The organism is Duodenibacillus massiliensis (genome assembly GCF_928721995.1).
GTDB lineage: Bacteria > Pseudomonadota > Gammaproteobacteria > Burkholderiales > Burkholderiaceae_F > Duodenibacillus > Duodenibacillus massiliensis.
Genome location: NZ_OV788642.1, coordinates 902,697 through 917,029, shown reverse-complemented (window position 1 = coordinate 917,029; position 14,333 = coordinate 902,697). Strand labels below are relative to the sequence as shown.

General features: G+C 58.1%; 9 protein-coding genes and 3 tRNA genes. 8 read left to right on the top strand and 4 right to left on the bottom strand.

Annotated features, from left to right (window positions below; genetic code table 11):
• Window positions 1-186: 186 nt before the first annotated feature.
• Window positions 187-570 (top strand): helix-turn-helix domain-containing protein, encoded by a 384-nt coding sequence (locus tag NXF97_RS04155; RefSeq protein WP_074009804.1) that lies wholly within the window; start codon window positions 187-189, stop codon window positions 568-570.
• Window positions 571-794: 224 nt separating this feature from the next.
• On the opposite strand, the gene NXF97_RS04150 is transcribed toward NXF97_RS04155, so the two are convergent.
• From NXF97_RS04150 to NXF97_RS04140, 3 genes are all read right to left on the bottom strand, one after another.
• A tRNA-His gene (locus NXF97_RS04150) sits at window positions 795-870 on the bottom strand.
• A gap of 29 nt (window positions 871-899) precedes the next feature.
• Window positions 900-976, bottom strand: a tRNA-Arg gene (locus NXF97_RS04145).
• 17 nt (window positions 977-993) lie between these two features.
• Window positions 994-1,070, bottom strand: a tRNA-Pro gene (locus NXF97_RS04140).
• 220 nt (window positions 1,071-1,290) lie between these two features.
• On the opposite strand from NXF97_RS04140, the gene trpC reads away from it, so the two are divergent.
• From trpC to lpxC, 6 genes are all read left to right on the top strand, one after another.
• Window positions 1,291-2,085: an indole-3-glycerol phosphate synthase TrpC gene (gene trpC, locus NXF97_RS04135; RefSeq protein WP_074009805.1), complete on the top strand. Its 795-nt coding sequence runs from the start codon at window positions 1,291-1,293 to the stop codon at window positions 2,083-2,085.
• Window positions 2,086-2,087: 2 nt separating this feature from the next.
• Window positions 2,088-2,840: a uracil-DNA glycosylase gene (locus NXF97_RS04130; RefSeq protein WP_274956556.1), complete on the top strand. Its 753-nt coding sequence runs from the start codon at window positions 2,088-2,090 to the stop codon at window positions 2,838-2,840.
• Between the two features lie 74 nt (window positions 2,841-2,914).
• A complete protein-coding gene (locus NXF97_RS04125) occupies window positions 2,915-4,615 on the top strand; it encodes an autotransporter assembly complex protein TamA (protein ID WP_274956555.1) in 1,701 nt (566 codons plus the stop codon).
• Window positions 4,615-8,430: a translocation/assembly module TamB domain-containing protein gene (locus NXF97_RS04120; RefSeq protein WP_274956554.1), complete on the top strand. Its 3,816-nt coding sequence runs from the start codon at window positions 4,615-4,617 to the stop codon at window positions 8,428-8,430. The genes NXF97_RS04125 and NXF97_RS04120 overlap by 1 nt, the downstream gene beginning before the upstream one ends.
• 203 nt (window positions 8,431-8,633) lie before the next feature.
• Window positions 8,634-9,980: a cell division protein FtsZ gene (gene ftsZ, locus NXF97_RS04115; protein ID WP_084765876.1), complete on the top strand. Its 1,347-nt coding sequence runs from the start codon at window positions 8,634-8,636 to the stop codon at window positions 9,978-9,980.
• A 5-nt stretch (window positions 9,981-9,985) separates the two neighbouring features.
• Window positions 9,986-10,909, top strand: a complete 924-nt coding sequence (gene lpxC, locus NXF97_RS04110; protein WP_022373839.1) for a UDP-3-O-acyl-N-acetylglucosamine deacetylase — start codon at window positions 9,986-9,988, stop codon at window positions 10,907-10,909.
• Between the two features lie 4 nt (window positions 10,910-10,913).
• Here lpxC and NXF97_RS04105 read toward each other — a convergent pair whose 3' ends face one another.
• Window positions 10,914-11,414 carry a hypothetical protein gene (locus NXF97_RS04105; protein ID WP_274956553.1) on the bottom strand — a complete coding sequence of 167 codons (501 nt, stop codon included), beginning with the start codon at window positions 11,412-11,414 and terminating at the stop codon, window positions 10,914-10,916.
• A 189-nt stretch (window positions 11,415-11,603) separates the two neighbouring features.
• Here NXF97_RS04105 and secA point away from each other — a divergent pair, with 189 nt between their 5' ends.
• Entirely contained in the window at window positions 11,604-14,282 is a 2,679-nt protein-coding gene (gene secA, locus NXF97_RS04100; RefSeq protein WP_074010119.1) for a preprotein translocase subunit SecA, read from the top strand.
• Window positions 14,283-14,333: the final 51 nt, after the last annotated feature.

The following is a 14,333-nucleotide window of genomic DNA, read 5'->3' as shown; positions in this document are numbered from 1 at the left end:
CTCTGAGGGGTTCACACGAACGCTTCAGAGGGAGCTCCCGGTTTTGCTTGAGCCGGTTACCTGTCGTTTCTCCTTTAAAAGACGGGAGAAAACGGCATCAAAACTCCATGTCAGGCAACTTTCAAGCCCCGTTCCCTCAATCAGGAAGCGGGGTCTTTTTTACCAGTAGCGTTTTCGGCGAAACAAATGAACATGACACTCAGTGATGGTGCAGGGCAAAGCGTGCCGGTTCGTCAGAAGCCCGCGTTTTATGCCTCAGAAAAGAAGCGCCGCTGGGCCCGTGACCTTTTTGAGCACGGCTACGGCTACACCAAAGTGGCGTCAATTCTGGAACTTTCGGAAAACACTGTCCGGGACTGGCAGCGTGAGTACCGCAAGGGGCGGTTCAGAGTTCAGATTGCAGACAACCAGCTGCGTTATTCCGATGAGTTGCGGGAGAAGGTTCTGAAAATGCGCGCAGAGGGGGTCTCATGGCGCAAGATCAGCGAATTAACCCGTGTTCCTGTTTCCACTGTCCGAAAGTGGTGTGCAAAGGCAGTAACCAGTGAAAAGTGCGCTGCGGCACCGTAATTAAAGCAGGGATAAAGCAAGGAAAAAAGAGCCAATCCGGCGGGAGACGTTTTTTGGGACCTTTTTGGGTGCTTTTGAATTATGGGATAGAAAGAAACGGGAGAGACTCAGAGAGACGCGGAGAGAGACGGCGCGGAACACCGCGAAGCCAATAACGGCGCGGGTTTGGTGGTACGGAAAGATACGAAAAAGCCCTGCTGTGAACCAGCAGGGCTTTAGTGACCTGGGGTGGGAGATGGGACTCGAACCCACGACAACCGGAATCACAATCCGGGACTCTACCAACTGAGCTACACCCACCGTTAATTTTTTGTCTCGCCGTCATGTTGTGGCCTGCCCGGCAGGATTCGAACCAGCGACCCTCGGCTTAGAAGGCCGATGCTCTATCCAACTGAGCTACGGGCAGTCATACAACCAGTAACGTGGTCGGGGTGAAGAGATTCGAACTCCCGACATCCTGCTCCCAAAGCAGGCGCGCTACCGGGCTGCGCTACACCCCGCGAGAGACCGAAATTATACGGATGATTTTATTTCCTGCAAATCGGTGCGGGGGAAAAGAGTCAGGGCATTGAAAAGAAACAGAAAATGTCATGCCGCACGGGCTTGCGGCATTCGGATGTGCCGGTTGTGTACTTTTGGTTTCGAAAGTGTGTTGGCGGTGAGTGTGAATCGGCCGCATAATCCCGCACAGAAAACAAGAAATGCCGCAGGGAGCAGACAATGGCTGATTATCTGGACCGGATACTTGAAACAAAGCGCGCGGAAGTCGCTCAGCTGAAAGCCCGCAAGACAATGAATGAGCTCAGGGCAGCGGCTGAGAAAGCAGATCCCCCGCGGGGCTTTGTGCGCGCTCTGCAGACAAAAATCAGTGCGGGGCTGCCCGCCGTCATCGCCGAAGTAAAAAAGGCAAGTCCGAGTAAGGGCCTTATCTGTCCGGACTTCAATCCTGCGCGCACGGCGCAGCAATATGAAGCCGCGGGTGCTGCCTGCCTCTCTGTCTTAACCGACAGCGTCTACTTTCAGGGCTCTGAAGCCGCGTTTCGTGCGGCGCGCGCTGCCGTCGGTATTCCGGCGCTGCGAAAAGACTTCATGATTGATGAAGCGCAGATTTACGAGTCCCGTGCGATGGGGGCGGACGCGGTACTGCTGATCATGCGGGCGCTCACCGACGGGCTTGCGCTCAAACTCGCGCAGACGGCTCTCAGTCTTGGAATGGACGTACTCACCGAAAGTCACGATGAGGGGGAACTCAAGCGCGCTCTCGCGCTTCCGGTGACGTTAATCGGCATCAATAACCGCAATCTCCGCACTTTTGTGACGAGCATCGACACGACGCTTGCGTTGCACGATCTGGTGCCCGGAGACCGCATCATTGTCTCGGAAAGCGGCATTGCGACGCCGCAGGACGTGGCGGCGCTGAAAAGCGCTCGTGTCGGAGCCTATCTTGTGGGCGAAAGCCTGATGCGTCAGGGGAACCCCGGTGCGGCGCTTACTCAACTTTTCTTTTCGGAATAATCATGCGTGACTTTGCGCGGGAACGGCATCTTTGGGAAGGGGCCGGCAGCTGGCAGCCTCTCTGTACGGAATTTCTTCAGAGTCCGGCCGGAGAAAGTCTTCTGGCACGGCTTGACGCGCGGCTTGAAGCCGGTGCCGTGATTTATCCGCCGTATCCCTTTAAGGCGCTCGAGATGACGCCCGCGGAAAAAGTGAAGGTGGTAATTCTCGGACAGGATCCCTACCACGGACCGGGGCAGGCGGTGGGAATGAGTTTTTCGGTTCCGCCCGAATTACGAAAGCTCCCGCCGAGTCTGAAAAACATTTTCCGCGAAATTGCGCTTGAGTACGATACGGGCATTCACACCAACGGTGACCTTTCCGGGTGGGCTGAGCAGGGCGTGCTTCTTTTAAACGCTGTGCTCACCGTAGAAGAGGGAGAAGCCGCTTCGCACGGCCGCTGGGGCTGGGAAAAACTCACCGACGCGGTGCTTGCAAAAACCGCTTCTGCCGCAACTCCCTGCGTTTATATGCTCTGGGGGAACTGGGCGCAGGCCAAGGCCGACGGGATCCGTCACAATGCCAAGGGGCCCATACTGATTCTCACAAGCAACCACCCATCGCCTTTATCGGCCCTGCGCGGTCCCGCGCCCTTTATCGGCTGCGGGCACTTCCGCAAGGCCAATGAATGGCTTCAGTCTCAGGGAGCCGAGCCCGTTCGCTGGCTTGAGTTCGCTGCGGGTGCAGAGTCTGCGCAAGGCTTTAGACTTACGTGAGGCGCAATCGGGAGCATGCTGTGCCGCCACAGGCTCTCCTTTGTTTCTGATTTCGGACTTCGGGAGCGCTCAGAGTGGCCTGGCAGCATCTTCTTTTCGGAACAGCCGTCTGTCTGACGGCTTGTACGGCAGCCGCCGGGTCGGTTGCCGTCACCGGTGTCGATGCAGCCGCAGCCAAAAATATTGTGCTGATGCTCGAACCGACGGGAGAGGCTGAGCCCTGGCGGCTTGATAATTCCTCAATCCGAGAGACGGCCTCGCGGGCTCTGCGCCCCTACGGGTACTACAGTCCCTCAATTAACGTCACGCGCGACGGGAAAAAGCTCAGTCTCAGGGTCGATCCCGGAGAGCGCACCGTGCTCACCGATTCCGCGGTTGAAATCACCGGTGCAGCCAAGAATGATCCGGACTTTGTAAAGCTTCTGGCCGCGGTCCCCAAGGCCGGGACGCCGCTTTCGCACGCCGCGTATGAAAACTTTAAGAAGTCACTCAATACCCTGACGCTGCAGAAAGGCTACTTTGACGCGCGTTTTGCCGTATCACGTCTGGAAGTTGAGCAGAAAAGGGCTAAAGCCCGCTGGGTGATCCGTTTTGAAAGCGGAGAGCGCTACAGGGTGGGTGAAACCGTGTTTGCGGGCAGCCAGATTGATCCGGAGCGGCTCGCCACGCTGGCACCCTATAAGGCAGGAGACTACTTCAGCGCGACGGCGGTTGCCGAATTAAGCCGAAGGCTTTCACAAACCGGGTGGTTTGAATTGGTGTCGGCGGCACCGGACTTTGAAAAGGGAACGCCTGATGCGCTGCCGGTTGTCGTAAGTCTCGTGCCCCGCAAGAAAAACGTTGTTGAGACCGGGCTCGGCGTGAGTTCGGACACCGGTGTGACGGGGACGGTTTCCTGGACCCGCCCCTGGATCAACCGCCGCGGCTACAGCCTCACGGCAGAGACGAGTGTTTCAACGGCCGAACATAGTTTTGAAGCGAGCCTAAAAATCCCCGTAAAGGAAAATCCGCTTGAGCAGTACTACCTTGTTTCGGCGGGCTACAAACACACCGATCTCAACGACACGGCGTCTTCGGCCTTTACGTTAAGTCTGTCGCGCTATTGGCAGACGGCTTCGGGCTGGCAGCGCGTTGCATCGGTGAAAGCCTCGCAGGATCACTTCACGCAGGGCGGCGTTACGCAGACAACGCAGCTCATTTATCCGGGATTAAGCCTCACGCGTATCCGTCAGAGAGGAGACACGAGTCCTTCGTGGGGTGACTCCCAGAAGTACAGCATTGATGTTTCGTCCGGCGCCTGGGCTTCTGATGTGGACTTTGTGATTCTGCGGCTTGACAACACATGGCTCAGAACGTTTAAAGTGCGCCACCGTGTGATCGGCCGGATTTCGCTCGGCGCCGTTTTTGCCGATGATATTGATGCGGTGCCGCCGGATCTGCGCTTTTTTGCGGGCGGCGACAAAAGTATCCGCGGCTTTGACTATAAGGGCGTCTCGCCCGAAGACGGCAGGGGGCGGCTTATCGGCGGCTCCAAGCTTGCGACAGCCTCGCTTGAGTACCAGTACAACGTGACGGGACGCTGGTGGGGTGCTGCCTTTTTTGATGCCGGTGATGCGGTGCGCAGTATGGATGATTTCACGGTGCACAAAGGCGCAGGGGCCGGTATTCGCTGGGATTCGCCCGTGGGGCCGGTGAAATTTGACCTTGCCTGGCCCATTAATGACGCGTCCGAACGCGGCCTGCACTTTTACATCGGTCTGGGGGCGCAATGGTGATGCGGCGCTGGCTTAAATATTCAGTTGCGGGTGCGGCCGTGCTTTCCGCTGCCGCCACCGGTGCCGTGGCCTTTCTGGCAGCGACCGAAACGGGCCTTCACTTTGTACTCAGAGAGGCAAGCGACCATGTGCCGGGATTTTCTTTCGAATCGGCGCAAGGGACACTTCTTTCTCCTGAAATCACGGGGTTAAGCTACGCCGCTGAGGGCGTTGCGGTGCGCGTCGGAAAGGCCGCTTATGCCTTTGACCTCATGGCTTTTTTGCAGGGAAACCGCATCGTTTTGCACAACGTCAGGCTTGAGCAGGCCTCAGTCAATGTTGCTGAGTCCGGTGAAAGTGCGCCGGAAGCGGCGCCGGCAGAGCAGACAACGCACTTTGAGGGACTGCCGGTTGATGTTGAAGTCACCGGTATTGCATTAAGGGATATTGCTTTTCACTCGGGCAGTCTTGATCTGGAGCTTCAGAAAGCCGATTTGGCCGTGAGTGCTTCGGATAAAACCATCCGGATCGCTGAGACGGCACTCTCGGGGCTTGCGGTGACGCTGCCTGCGCAGCAAAAAGCGCCGGAGGCCACCGACTGGGCAGCACTTGAAAACACGATCCGCGCAAGCGGTGCGGCTTCCTGGCTGGCGGTTCCTGAGAAACTCGTGCTTCCGGTTGACGTCACCCTGCAGAACTTCACGGCTCAGGGCGTGACGGTGCGGCAGGGAAAGGAAACGCTTTTGGCACCGTCCCGATTTGCCGCGGATCTGTCGCTCACGCAGACAGAACTTTCCGTGAGGCAGCTGACGGCAGACATTCCTCAGATGCAGCTGACGGTGAGCGGGAACGCGCAGACGGCGGGGGTCTGGCCCGTGGATCTGCGGGCTTCGGCGGTGCTCTCGGCTGACGGACGCGAACAAAAGACCGATGTCAGAGTGACGGGAGCCCTCCGGGAAAAACTCACGGCCCGGATATCGACGGCAGGAATGGCTCACGCCCGGGCCGAGGCTTCCGGTTTTCTCATGAAGCCCGAACTGCCTTTTGAAGCCGAAGTTTTTTTGGCCGCGCCTTTTGAGCAAAAGATCAGTGACAAAGACGCCGTCAAAGTGACCGCCTTTACGGTAAAGGCGCAGGGTACGGTTCTTAATGCCGGCATTAAGGCTTCTGTGATGGGGAAAGCTTCAGCGGGTTCCGCTGCTCTTTCAGACGTTCCCTTTTCCGGAGAAACCATACTTGATACCAAGGGGCTTCGCGCGATCACGGTCAGGCTTCTTGATGCGGCGGCAGGTGAAAAAGGTCAGCACGCCCGGATTAAGGCCCGGGCGCAGATAAATGCTTCAAACGGCCTTCGTGTGAGCGGCTCATTGACGGCAGTAAACCTTCAGGCCGCAAAACCGCTCCTGCCCACAGAACTGCGCCTTGAGGGAGCGACGGATTTTTCCGTGTTTTACCGTGACGGGCACTGGGACGCAGCACTCAAATCCATGAATTTCACGGGGCTTGTCTCCGGTCGGGCCCTTGAGGCCGCGGGCGGACTCCGTGCTGCCTCTGACGGCACGGTTTCGGCCCGAAACGTCACTTTGCGGGCGGGACGCAACACGATGACCGCGGACGGCAGCGTTGCCGTGGCCGGCAAAGGCGCATTAAACCTCAAAGCCCGGATTGCGGCGCCGGATCTTTCCGAAGTTTTGCCGCAGTTAAAGGGTGGGGCAAGAGGCACGGTGGCGGTTTCGGGGACTCTTGGTGAGCCCAGGCTTTCAGCCGATCTCACGGCCTCCGGTATGCGCTTTAATGATCTGGCTATTGACCGGGCGCGTCTGGCCGGGCGTTTCGGATCCGGGGGTGCGGCAGACGCCGTGACGCTTACGGTAAACGGCCTGCGGCAGGGAGACTACGCGGTCCCTGAAGCCCGGCTGGTTCTTGCGGGCACGCCGGAAAAACACACGCTGCGGTTTTCGGCGCGTGAAAAGACGCACGGGCTCGCGCTTGACGGGCGTTTGACAGGAAGCTGGAAGACTGAGGCGGCTCTCTGGAGCGGCGCGGCACAAAGCCTTTCGGTTAAAACGCCGTTGGGTGCCTGGGCGCTCACCAAGGCTGCGCCTTTAACTGTCTCCGCAGCAAGCCAACAGCTGAAAAACGCCTGTTTTGCGGGCGGCGCGTCAGCACGCACAGGGTTCTGTCTTACTGAACTTACAGCCGACAAGACAGCCCTTACCGTGAAGGCCGACGGCATCCGTATTGAACCCTCTGACTTCGCGGCGCTTTTCGAGCAAAAGCCGCAGATTACGGGCACCCTTTCAGGAAGGGCTTCCCTGCGGCAGATGTTCGGCGAAAACGGAGAACAGACGGCCGAAGCGCTTTTTGAGGCGCCGCGGATCACCGCACGGCTGCAGCAGAAAACGTCCGGCAAAGCCCGAAACGAGGGGCTCACACTGACGGATACGCGCCTGGTACTTAAGGCAGACGCCTCCGCCTTCACCGTCAGTGCGCAGACGCACACGGCGGGCAGTTCCCGTCCTGTGACGCTAGCCGTAACCGCTGACCGGCGCCGCAATGACACACTCTCAGGAAGACTCTCCGTTCAGGGGCTGGAACTGAAAGATCTCAGAGCGCTTTTGCCCGCTGAAACCGAAGTCACGGGGCTATTGACGGCAGACGTGGGTGTGTCGGGCAGCATCCGTCGGCCGGAGCTCACGGGGGAGGCGGCCGTCACGGACCTTTCAGTCGCGTCGCCTCAGATGCCTTTTCAGATGCAGCCGAGCCGCCTGACGCTCAGCTTTGCGGGGACGCAGTCTGACGCAGCGCTTGAGCTCATGACAAATCAGGGAAAGGCCTCGGCTGCCGCGCACCTTGACTGGAGCGACATGGACAGTCCCGCGGCTGATCTCACGATGACAAGCGAGCGGCTTCGGCTTGACGTGAGTCCGGATATTTCGGTGGATGTGGCGCCTGACTTACGCGTCAGAGCCCGCGGTGAAACATTGGCCGTTACCGGAAGGGTTGCTGTCCCCCGGGCCCGTATTGCGGTCAACAGCCTGCCGGAGGGCGCGGAAGGCACGTCATCCGACGAGGTTGTGATTGACCGGGATGAAGCAGAAGAAAAATCAGATCTCGCATCGCGAGTTTCCGCTGACATTGCCCTTCATTTCGGAGAACACGTCCGCATCAACGTCTTTGAACTCAAGGCCGGTTTAAAAGGGGACCTTCATGCCCGGCAGAACCAAGGGATATTTTCTCTGGACGGCCGCGTGAGCTTTGATGAGGGGACATTTCACGCCTACGGTCAGGATTTGAGAATCACCAAGGGGCTTCTCATTTTTGCCGGGCCGGCGGACAACCCGACACTTGAAATTGAGGCCGTGAGAAACAGTGAAACCACGGAGGATGACGTCACGGCGGGGGTTCAGGTGACAGGAACAGCATCGGCTCCCAAGGTGGAACTTTTTTCCGATCCGGAGATGAGTGATGAAAACAAACTTTCCTACCTTCTCACCGGGCACGGGCTTGATAATGAAAATGATGCAGCCGGCAGCAACGCTATGACCTCGGCCTTAATCGGACTCGGCGCAAGTCAGGCCGGACGCGTTGTGGGCAAAATCGGGGAGGCTGCCGGTATTGAAGGTCTTACCGTGGACACCGCCGGCCGCGGCACGGACTCTCAGGTGGTGCTCTCAGGTTACGTCCTGCCCGGCCTTCAGGTGAAGTACGGCATGGGAATCTTTGATTCCTTAACGACTCTGACGCTACGCTACAGGCTGCTGCCCAAACTTTATCTTCAGGCTGTTTCCGGCACCGGTCAGTCCTTTGACGTGCTCTGGCGCTTTGAATTCTGACGCAGTCGTCCGGAAAGATTGCAAATTTCTGCTACGGGAGCCTGAGCACCCTTTCGGAGAGCGGGAAAAAGGCTCTACAATAATGCGCACGAATTTTGACTGCCGCCTGCATGCGTGATTTTTTAGCGCAATGGGCGGCAGACTACCGGTAGTCAAATATTTGGGCGGGACGAGATATCGGCCCGCCGGTAAAAAGGATAGCCATGTCGTTTGAGGCCATTACGGAACAGCCCAATCATTTCGATGCCTGCATCAAAGTCATCGGTGTCGGCGGTGGCGGCGGCAATGCCGTTGAGCACATGATCGACAATCAGGCTCAGGGAATTACGTTTATTGCTGCCAACACGGATAAGCAGGCGCTGAGCCGCTCCCGGGCCAACATCGTGATTCCGCTCGGTAAGACCGGGCTCGGTGCGGGCGCCAAACCCGAAGTGGGTGCCATGGCCGCACAGGAAGCCGCCGACAAGATCCGTGAGGCGCTTGAGGGTACGCATCTTCTCTTTATCACGGCCGGCATGGGCGGCGGCACCGGAACCGGTGCGGCTCCCGTGATTGCCGAGATTGCCAAAGAGCTCGGCATTCTCACGGTTGCGGTCGTCACCAAGCCCTTTGAGTTTGAAGGTTCCCGCCGTATGCGCCAGGCGCAGGCCGGCATTGAAAACCTTAAGGACAAGGTCGACAGCCTCATCGTGATTCTCAACGACAAGCTCGAAGACGAAGTGGGCGGTCAGGCCACGATGGTTGACTGCTTTGCCGCCGCAGACGATGTGCTTTACAAGGCCTGTAACGGTATTGCCGAGATCATTCATACGCCCGGCATCATCAATGTTGACTTCGAAGACCTGCGTACCGTGATGAGTGAACGCGGCACGGCTATGATGGGTACGGCAACCGCAAGCGGTCCGGACCGCGCCCGTGAAGCAGCGGAAAAGGCGATTGCCTGCCCGCTTCTGGAAGGAGCAAACCTTCAGGGTGCCCGCGGCCTTCTCGTTTATGTGACGGCTTCGGCTGAAACGATGACCAATCCCGAAATCCGCGAAGTGATGAGCGTCATGAAGAACTTCGTGAGCCGCGACGCCAACCAGATTATCGGCACGGCCTTCGATAACGACATGGGCGATGAGCTGCGTGTGACGGTGGTCGCAACGGGTCTTGACGACGATACGGGACGTCATACGCCCGAAGCCGGTCAGGGCGGTTTGGGTAGCAGCATTTACGGCAGAGGTCCCCAGGTCTTCTCGCAGCCTGCGTTCGGCCAGGCCCCTGCGCAGCAGGCTGTGCCTCAGGCGCCGATTCAGCAGACGTTCGGTTACGGCTACACGCAGCCCGTGCGCGAGCCCCAGAGCGCGCCCGCCGCGCAGCCGCAGTTTGCACCGCAGACAAATGATCCGGCTCTGCAGCAGCCGCAGACCGTGCATCAGCCGGCGCCGCAGCCGCAGCAGCATCTGTCGGACGACTGGGCCCGCACGGCGCCGCAGGATAAGCCGCAACAAAGTGAGGTTTCCGCCACGCCCTTTGTGAGTGTTCCGACATTTATCCGTCACCGTTAAAAAACATGCTCAAACAATGCACTCTGCGCCGCACGGTCACGGCCGTCGGCATCGGCCTGCATTCGGGGCGTCGTGTCAAACTCGAGATGCGGCCGGCCGCTCCTGACACGGGTATCATCTTCCGCCGCGTGGATCTGACGCCGCCGGTTGAACTGCCTGCGCGCCCCACAAGCGTGAACGACACGCGCATGGCGACGACCTTAAACGAAGGCAAGATCATCATTTCGACGATCGAACACCTGATGAGCGCGTTAAACGGCCTCGGAATCGACAACGTCTACGTGGATGTGGACGCGCCTGAGATTCCTGTGATGGACGGCTCGGGCGCCACCTTCGTTTATCTCATCCGCTCGGCGGGTGTGATTGAACAGAATGCGCCCAAGAAGTTTGTGCGCGTGAAAAAGACGGTTGAAGTGCACGACGGCGACAAGTGGGCCAAACTCGAGCCCCACAACGGCTTTATCCTCGACTTCAGCATCCATTTCGGCCACCCCGCGATTGACAACACCGTGCAGCGTGCGGTGGTGGACTTTTCCAAGGAAACCTACGAGCAGAGCGTGAGCCGTGCGCGTACCTTCGGTTTCGTTTCTGACGTTGAAATGCTCCGCTCAATGGGTCTTGCGCAGGGCGGCACGCTGGAAAACGCGATTGTGATGGATGAGTTCCGGGTGCTCAACGTCGGCGGACTGCGCTCTCCCGACGAATTTGTAAAGCACAAGATTCTCGATGCGATGGGCGACCTTTATGTGCTCGGCCATCAGCTGCTTGCAAAGTACAGTGCCTATAAGTCCGGCCACGCCATCAACAACAGGCTGTTGCGGGAGCTTTTAGCCGACAGCGAAGCCTGGGAATTTGTGACGGTGCCAGAGAAAGACCGCCCCTTTATGGTGGCGACTTCCGCGTTTGAGCCTGCCGCGACAGCGGTGTAGACCGTTATGCAGCCGGGCCGGTCTGCTTTTTACGCATGGCCCGGGCAAGCGACAGTAAGGCGTCTTTTAAGGCCGACTCGTTCATCGAGCCGGCCTTTTCTTCAACTGCCGAAAGCGCCGTCTCCGACATGGTGCGGGGATTCGTCTCAACGGTGCGGGTTCTTAAGCGGATGTGGTCGGTGACCGGACGGATTTTGATGTCCACGGGGGCAATAAAGCCCGCGCGACCGAGAGCAGCCGTAATGCGGGGCAGCAGTTGCCGCAGGCGGTTTTGCTGGATCGCGGTTTTCACAAGCAGTGTGATTTTTTCGGGCGTCACACGGATGTTGGCGATGTCGGAAAAGTCCAGGCCGAGCCGCATTTTGGCGGTTTCACCTGCCACGGCGCGGGCGGCTTTGCGGGCGTCTTTTAACTGTTCGGCCACGCTTTGCTCTTCACCGGCGGCAAAGGTGATCTGTGCAAAAGTTCTGAATTTGCCGCGGCGCGGTGCTTTTTTGTAATACATGGCGGGGATAAGGCGCTCGTGAGCCCTTTTCCGTGAAGGAAATGGGCACATTTTTGTCCGAAAATAAGGGGTTTGCTGTGCGATAATAGCCGTTATTTCTTTTGGGCGGAGGGCTTTGTGCCGTCCGCATTTTTAAGGAACCGGCGCTTCCCCCAAAAAAACACCGCCGGGTTCTTTGACTGGATAACTATGTTTGATTCGATTCTCACCAAGATTTTCGGCAGCCGCAACGACCGGTTGATCCGGCAGTACCGCAAGAAGTGCGCTGCCATCAATAAGCTCGGGCCGGAGATGGAAAAGCTCACGGACGATGAGCTCAAGCACAAGACCGTTGAATTCCGCGAACGCTTGGCTAAGGGTGAGGATCTGCAGGCACTGTTGCCTGAAGCCTTTGCCGTGGTGCGTGAAGCAAGTACCCGTGTGCTCGGAATGCGCCACTTTGACGTGCAGTTGATCGGCGCCATGGTGTTAAACGACGGCAAGATTGCCGAAATGCGCACCGGTGAAGGGAAGACTCTCACCGCAACGCTTGCGGTGTACCTCAACGCCCTGCCGGGGCTGGGCGTTCACGTCGTGACCGTGAACGACTACCTCGCAAGCCGCGACGCCGCCTGGATGGGACGCCTTTACAACTTCCTCGGCATGAGCGTCGGAACGATTCTCTCGCAGCAGGATACGGAACACAAAAAGGCCGCCTACGCCGCCGACATCACCTACGGCACCAACAACGAGTTCGGCTTTGACTACCTGCGCGACAACATGGAGTATGACGTCGCCAACCGCCGTCAGAGAGGGCTCAATTACGCGATCGTCGACGAAGTCGACTCGATTCTCATTGATGAGGCCCGTACGCCCCTTATCATTTCGGGTGCAGCTGACGACAACACGGATCTCTATCGTCAGATCAACGAAATCCCGCCGCTTTTAAAGCGTCAGGCTGATGAAAAGGCTGAAGGGGACTATTGGGTGGATGAAAAGGCCCATCAGGTTTATCTCTCTGAAGCCGGCCACGCGCACCTTGAAAAGATCCTTACCGAAAAGGGACTCATCAAGGACGGCACGAGCCTTTATTCGCCCCAGAACATTATTCTGCTGCACCACCTCAATGCGTCGCTCAGAGCCCATACGCTTTTCCAGCGTGATCAGCAGTACGTGGTGCAAAACGGCGAAGTCATCATCGTCGACGAATTCACCGGCCGCTTAATGCCCGGCCGCCGCTGGTCCGACGGTCTGCATCAGGCCGTGGAAGCCAAGGAAGGCGTCAAGATCCAGCAGGAAAACCAGACGATGGCTTCCATCACGTTCCAGAACTACTTCCGCATGTACAAGAAACTTGCGGGTATGACGGGTACGGCCGATACGGAAGCCTACGAATTCCAGGATATTTACGGTCTGGAAACCGTGGTGGTGCCCACGCACCGCAAGATGATCCGTCAGGATGCGCAGGACAAGGTTTTCCGCACCACCGAAGAGAAGTACCAGGCCATCGTTGACGACGTCAAGGACTGCGTCAAGCGCGGTCAGCCGGTTCTGGTCGGTACGACTTCCATTGAAATTTCGGAACTCTTAAGCAACCGCCTCACCAAAGAGGGTATTGCGCACAATGTGTTAAACGCCAAGCAGCACGAACGTGAAGCACAGGTTGTGCTTGAAGCCGGACGTCCCGGCGCCGTGACGATTGCCACCAACATGGCAGGGCGCGGTACCGATATCGTTCTGGGCGGCGGCATCAACAAGCACATCGATGAAATCCGTGCCGACGAAACGCTCTCGCCTGAAGAAAAGGAAAAGCGCATCGAGGCTCTTAAGGCCGACTGGCAGAAACTTCATGACGCTGTGGTGGCGGCCGGGGGGCTGCGCATCATCGGCAGCGAGCGCCATGAATCCCGCCGTATCGACAACCAGCTGCGCGGCCGTTCGGGCCGTCAGGGTGACCCGGGCAGCTCTGTCTTCTATCTTTCGATGGAAGATCAGTTGCTCAGAATCTTCGGCGGCGACCGCATGAAGGCAATCGCGGACCGCTTAAAGCTCGAGCACGGCGTGGCGATTGAATCCAAGATGCTCTCGCGCATGATTGAAAGCGCGCAGCGTAAGGTTGAAGGCCGCAACTACGATATCCGCAAGCAGCTGCTCGAATTTGACGACGTCCAGAACGATCAGCGCAAGGAGATCTACCGCCTGCGAAACGAAATCCTTGAGAGTAAGGACGTCAGCGACATGATCAACAGCCTGCGGGAAGGCTACTTCACGGATCTCTTCAGAAGCTTTGTGCCCGCGGATACCGTTGAAGAGCAGTGGGACCTCAAGGGACTCACCTCTCAGCTTAAAACCAACTGGGGCATTGACATCCCGATGCAGGAGATGCTGGAAAAAGACAACAGCGTCACCGATGAAGACCTTCTGAAGAAACTCCTTGAGACGGCCGATGCCATTGAAAAGGGTAAGGAAGAGCTGGTCGGCCACGAAGCCTGGGCCGGTTTTGCCCGCAACGTGCTTCTGCAGGTTCTGGACGCCACCTGGCGTCAGCACATCACGGCGCTCGATGCCCTGCGACAGGGGATTTACCTGCGCGGTTACGCCCAGAAGCAGCCCAAGCAGGAATACAAGCGCGAAGCCTTCTCGATGTTTGAGTCGCTTCTGGATAACGTGCGCGAGCAGCTCTGCCGCGTGCTCATGAACGTGCAGATTCAGATGCCTGAGGAAGCACAGGCTGCGACCGAACGCAGTGAAGAGATGGGTGCGCAGCGCGCGCAAGCCGCTACGGCCAAACACGAAGAAGCGATCGACTTCTCGCACGTGGGCCGCAACGATCCGTGCCCCTGCGGCTCGGGCAAGAAGTACAAGGACTGCCACGGGCGGCTTAAGTAATCCAAAAACTTCGGTTGCGGTAGTCTGCGGCGCCGAAAAACACCGTGCATC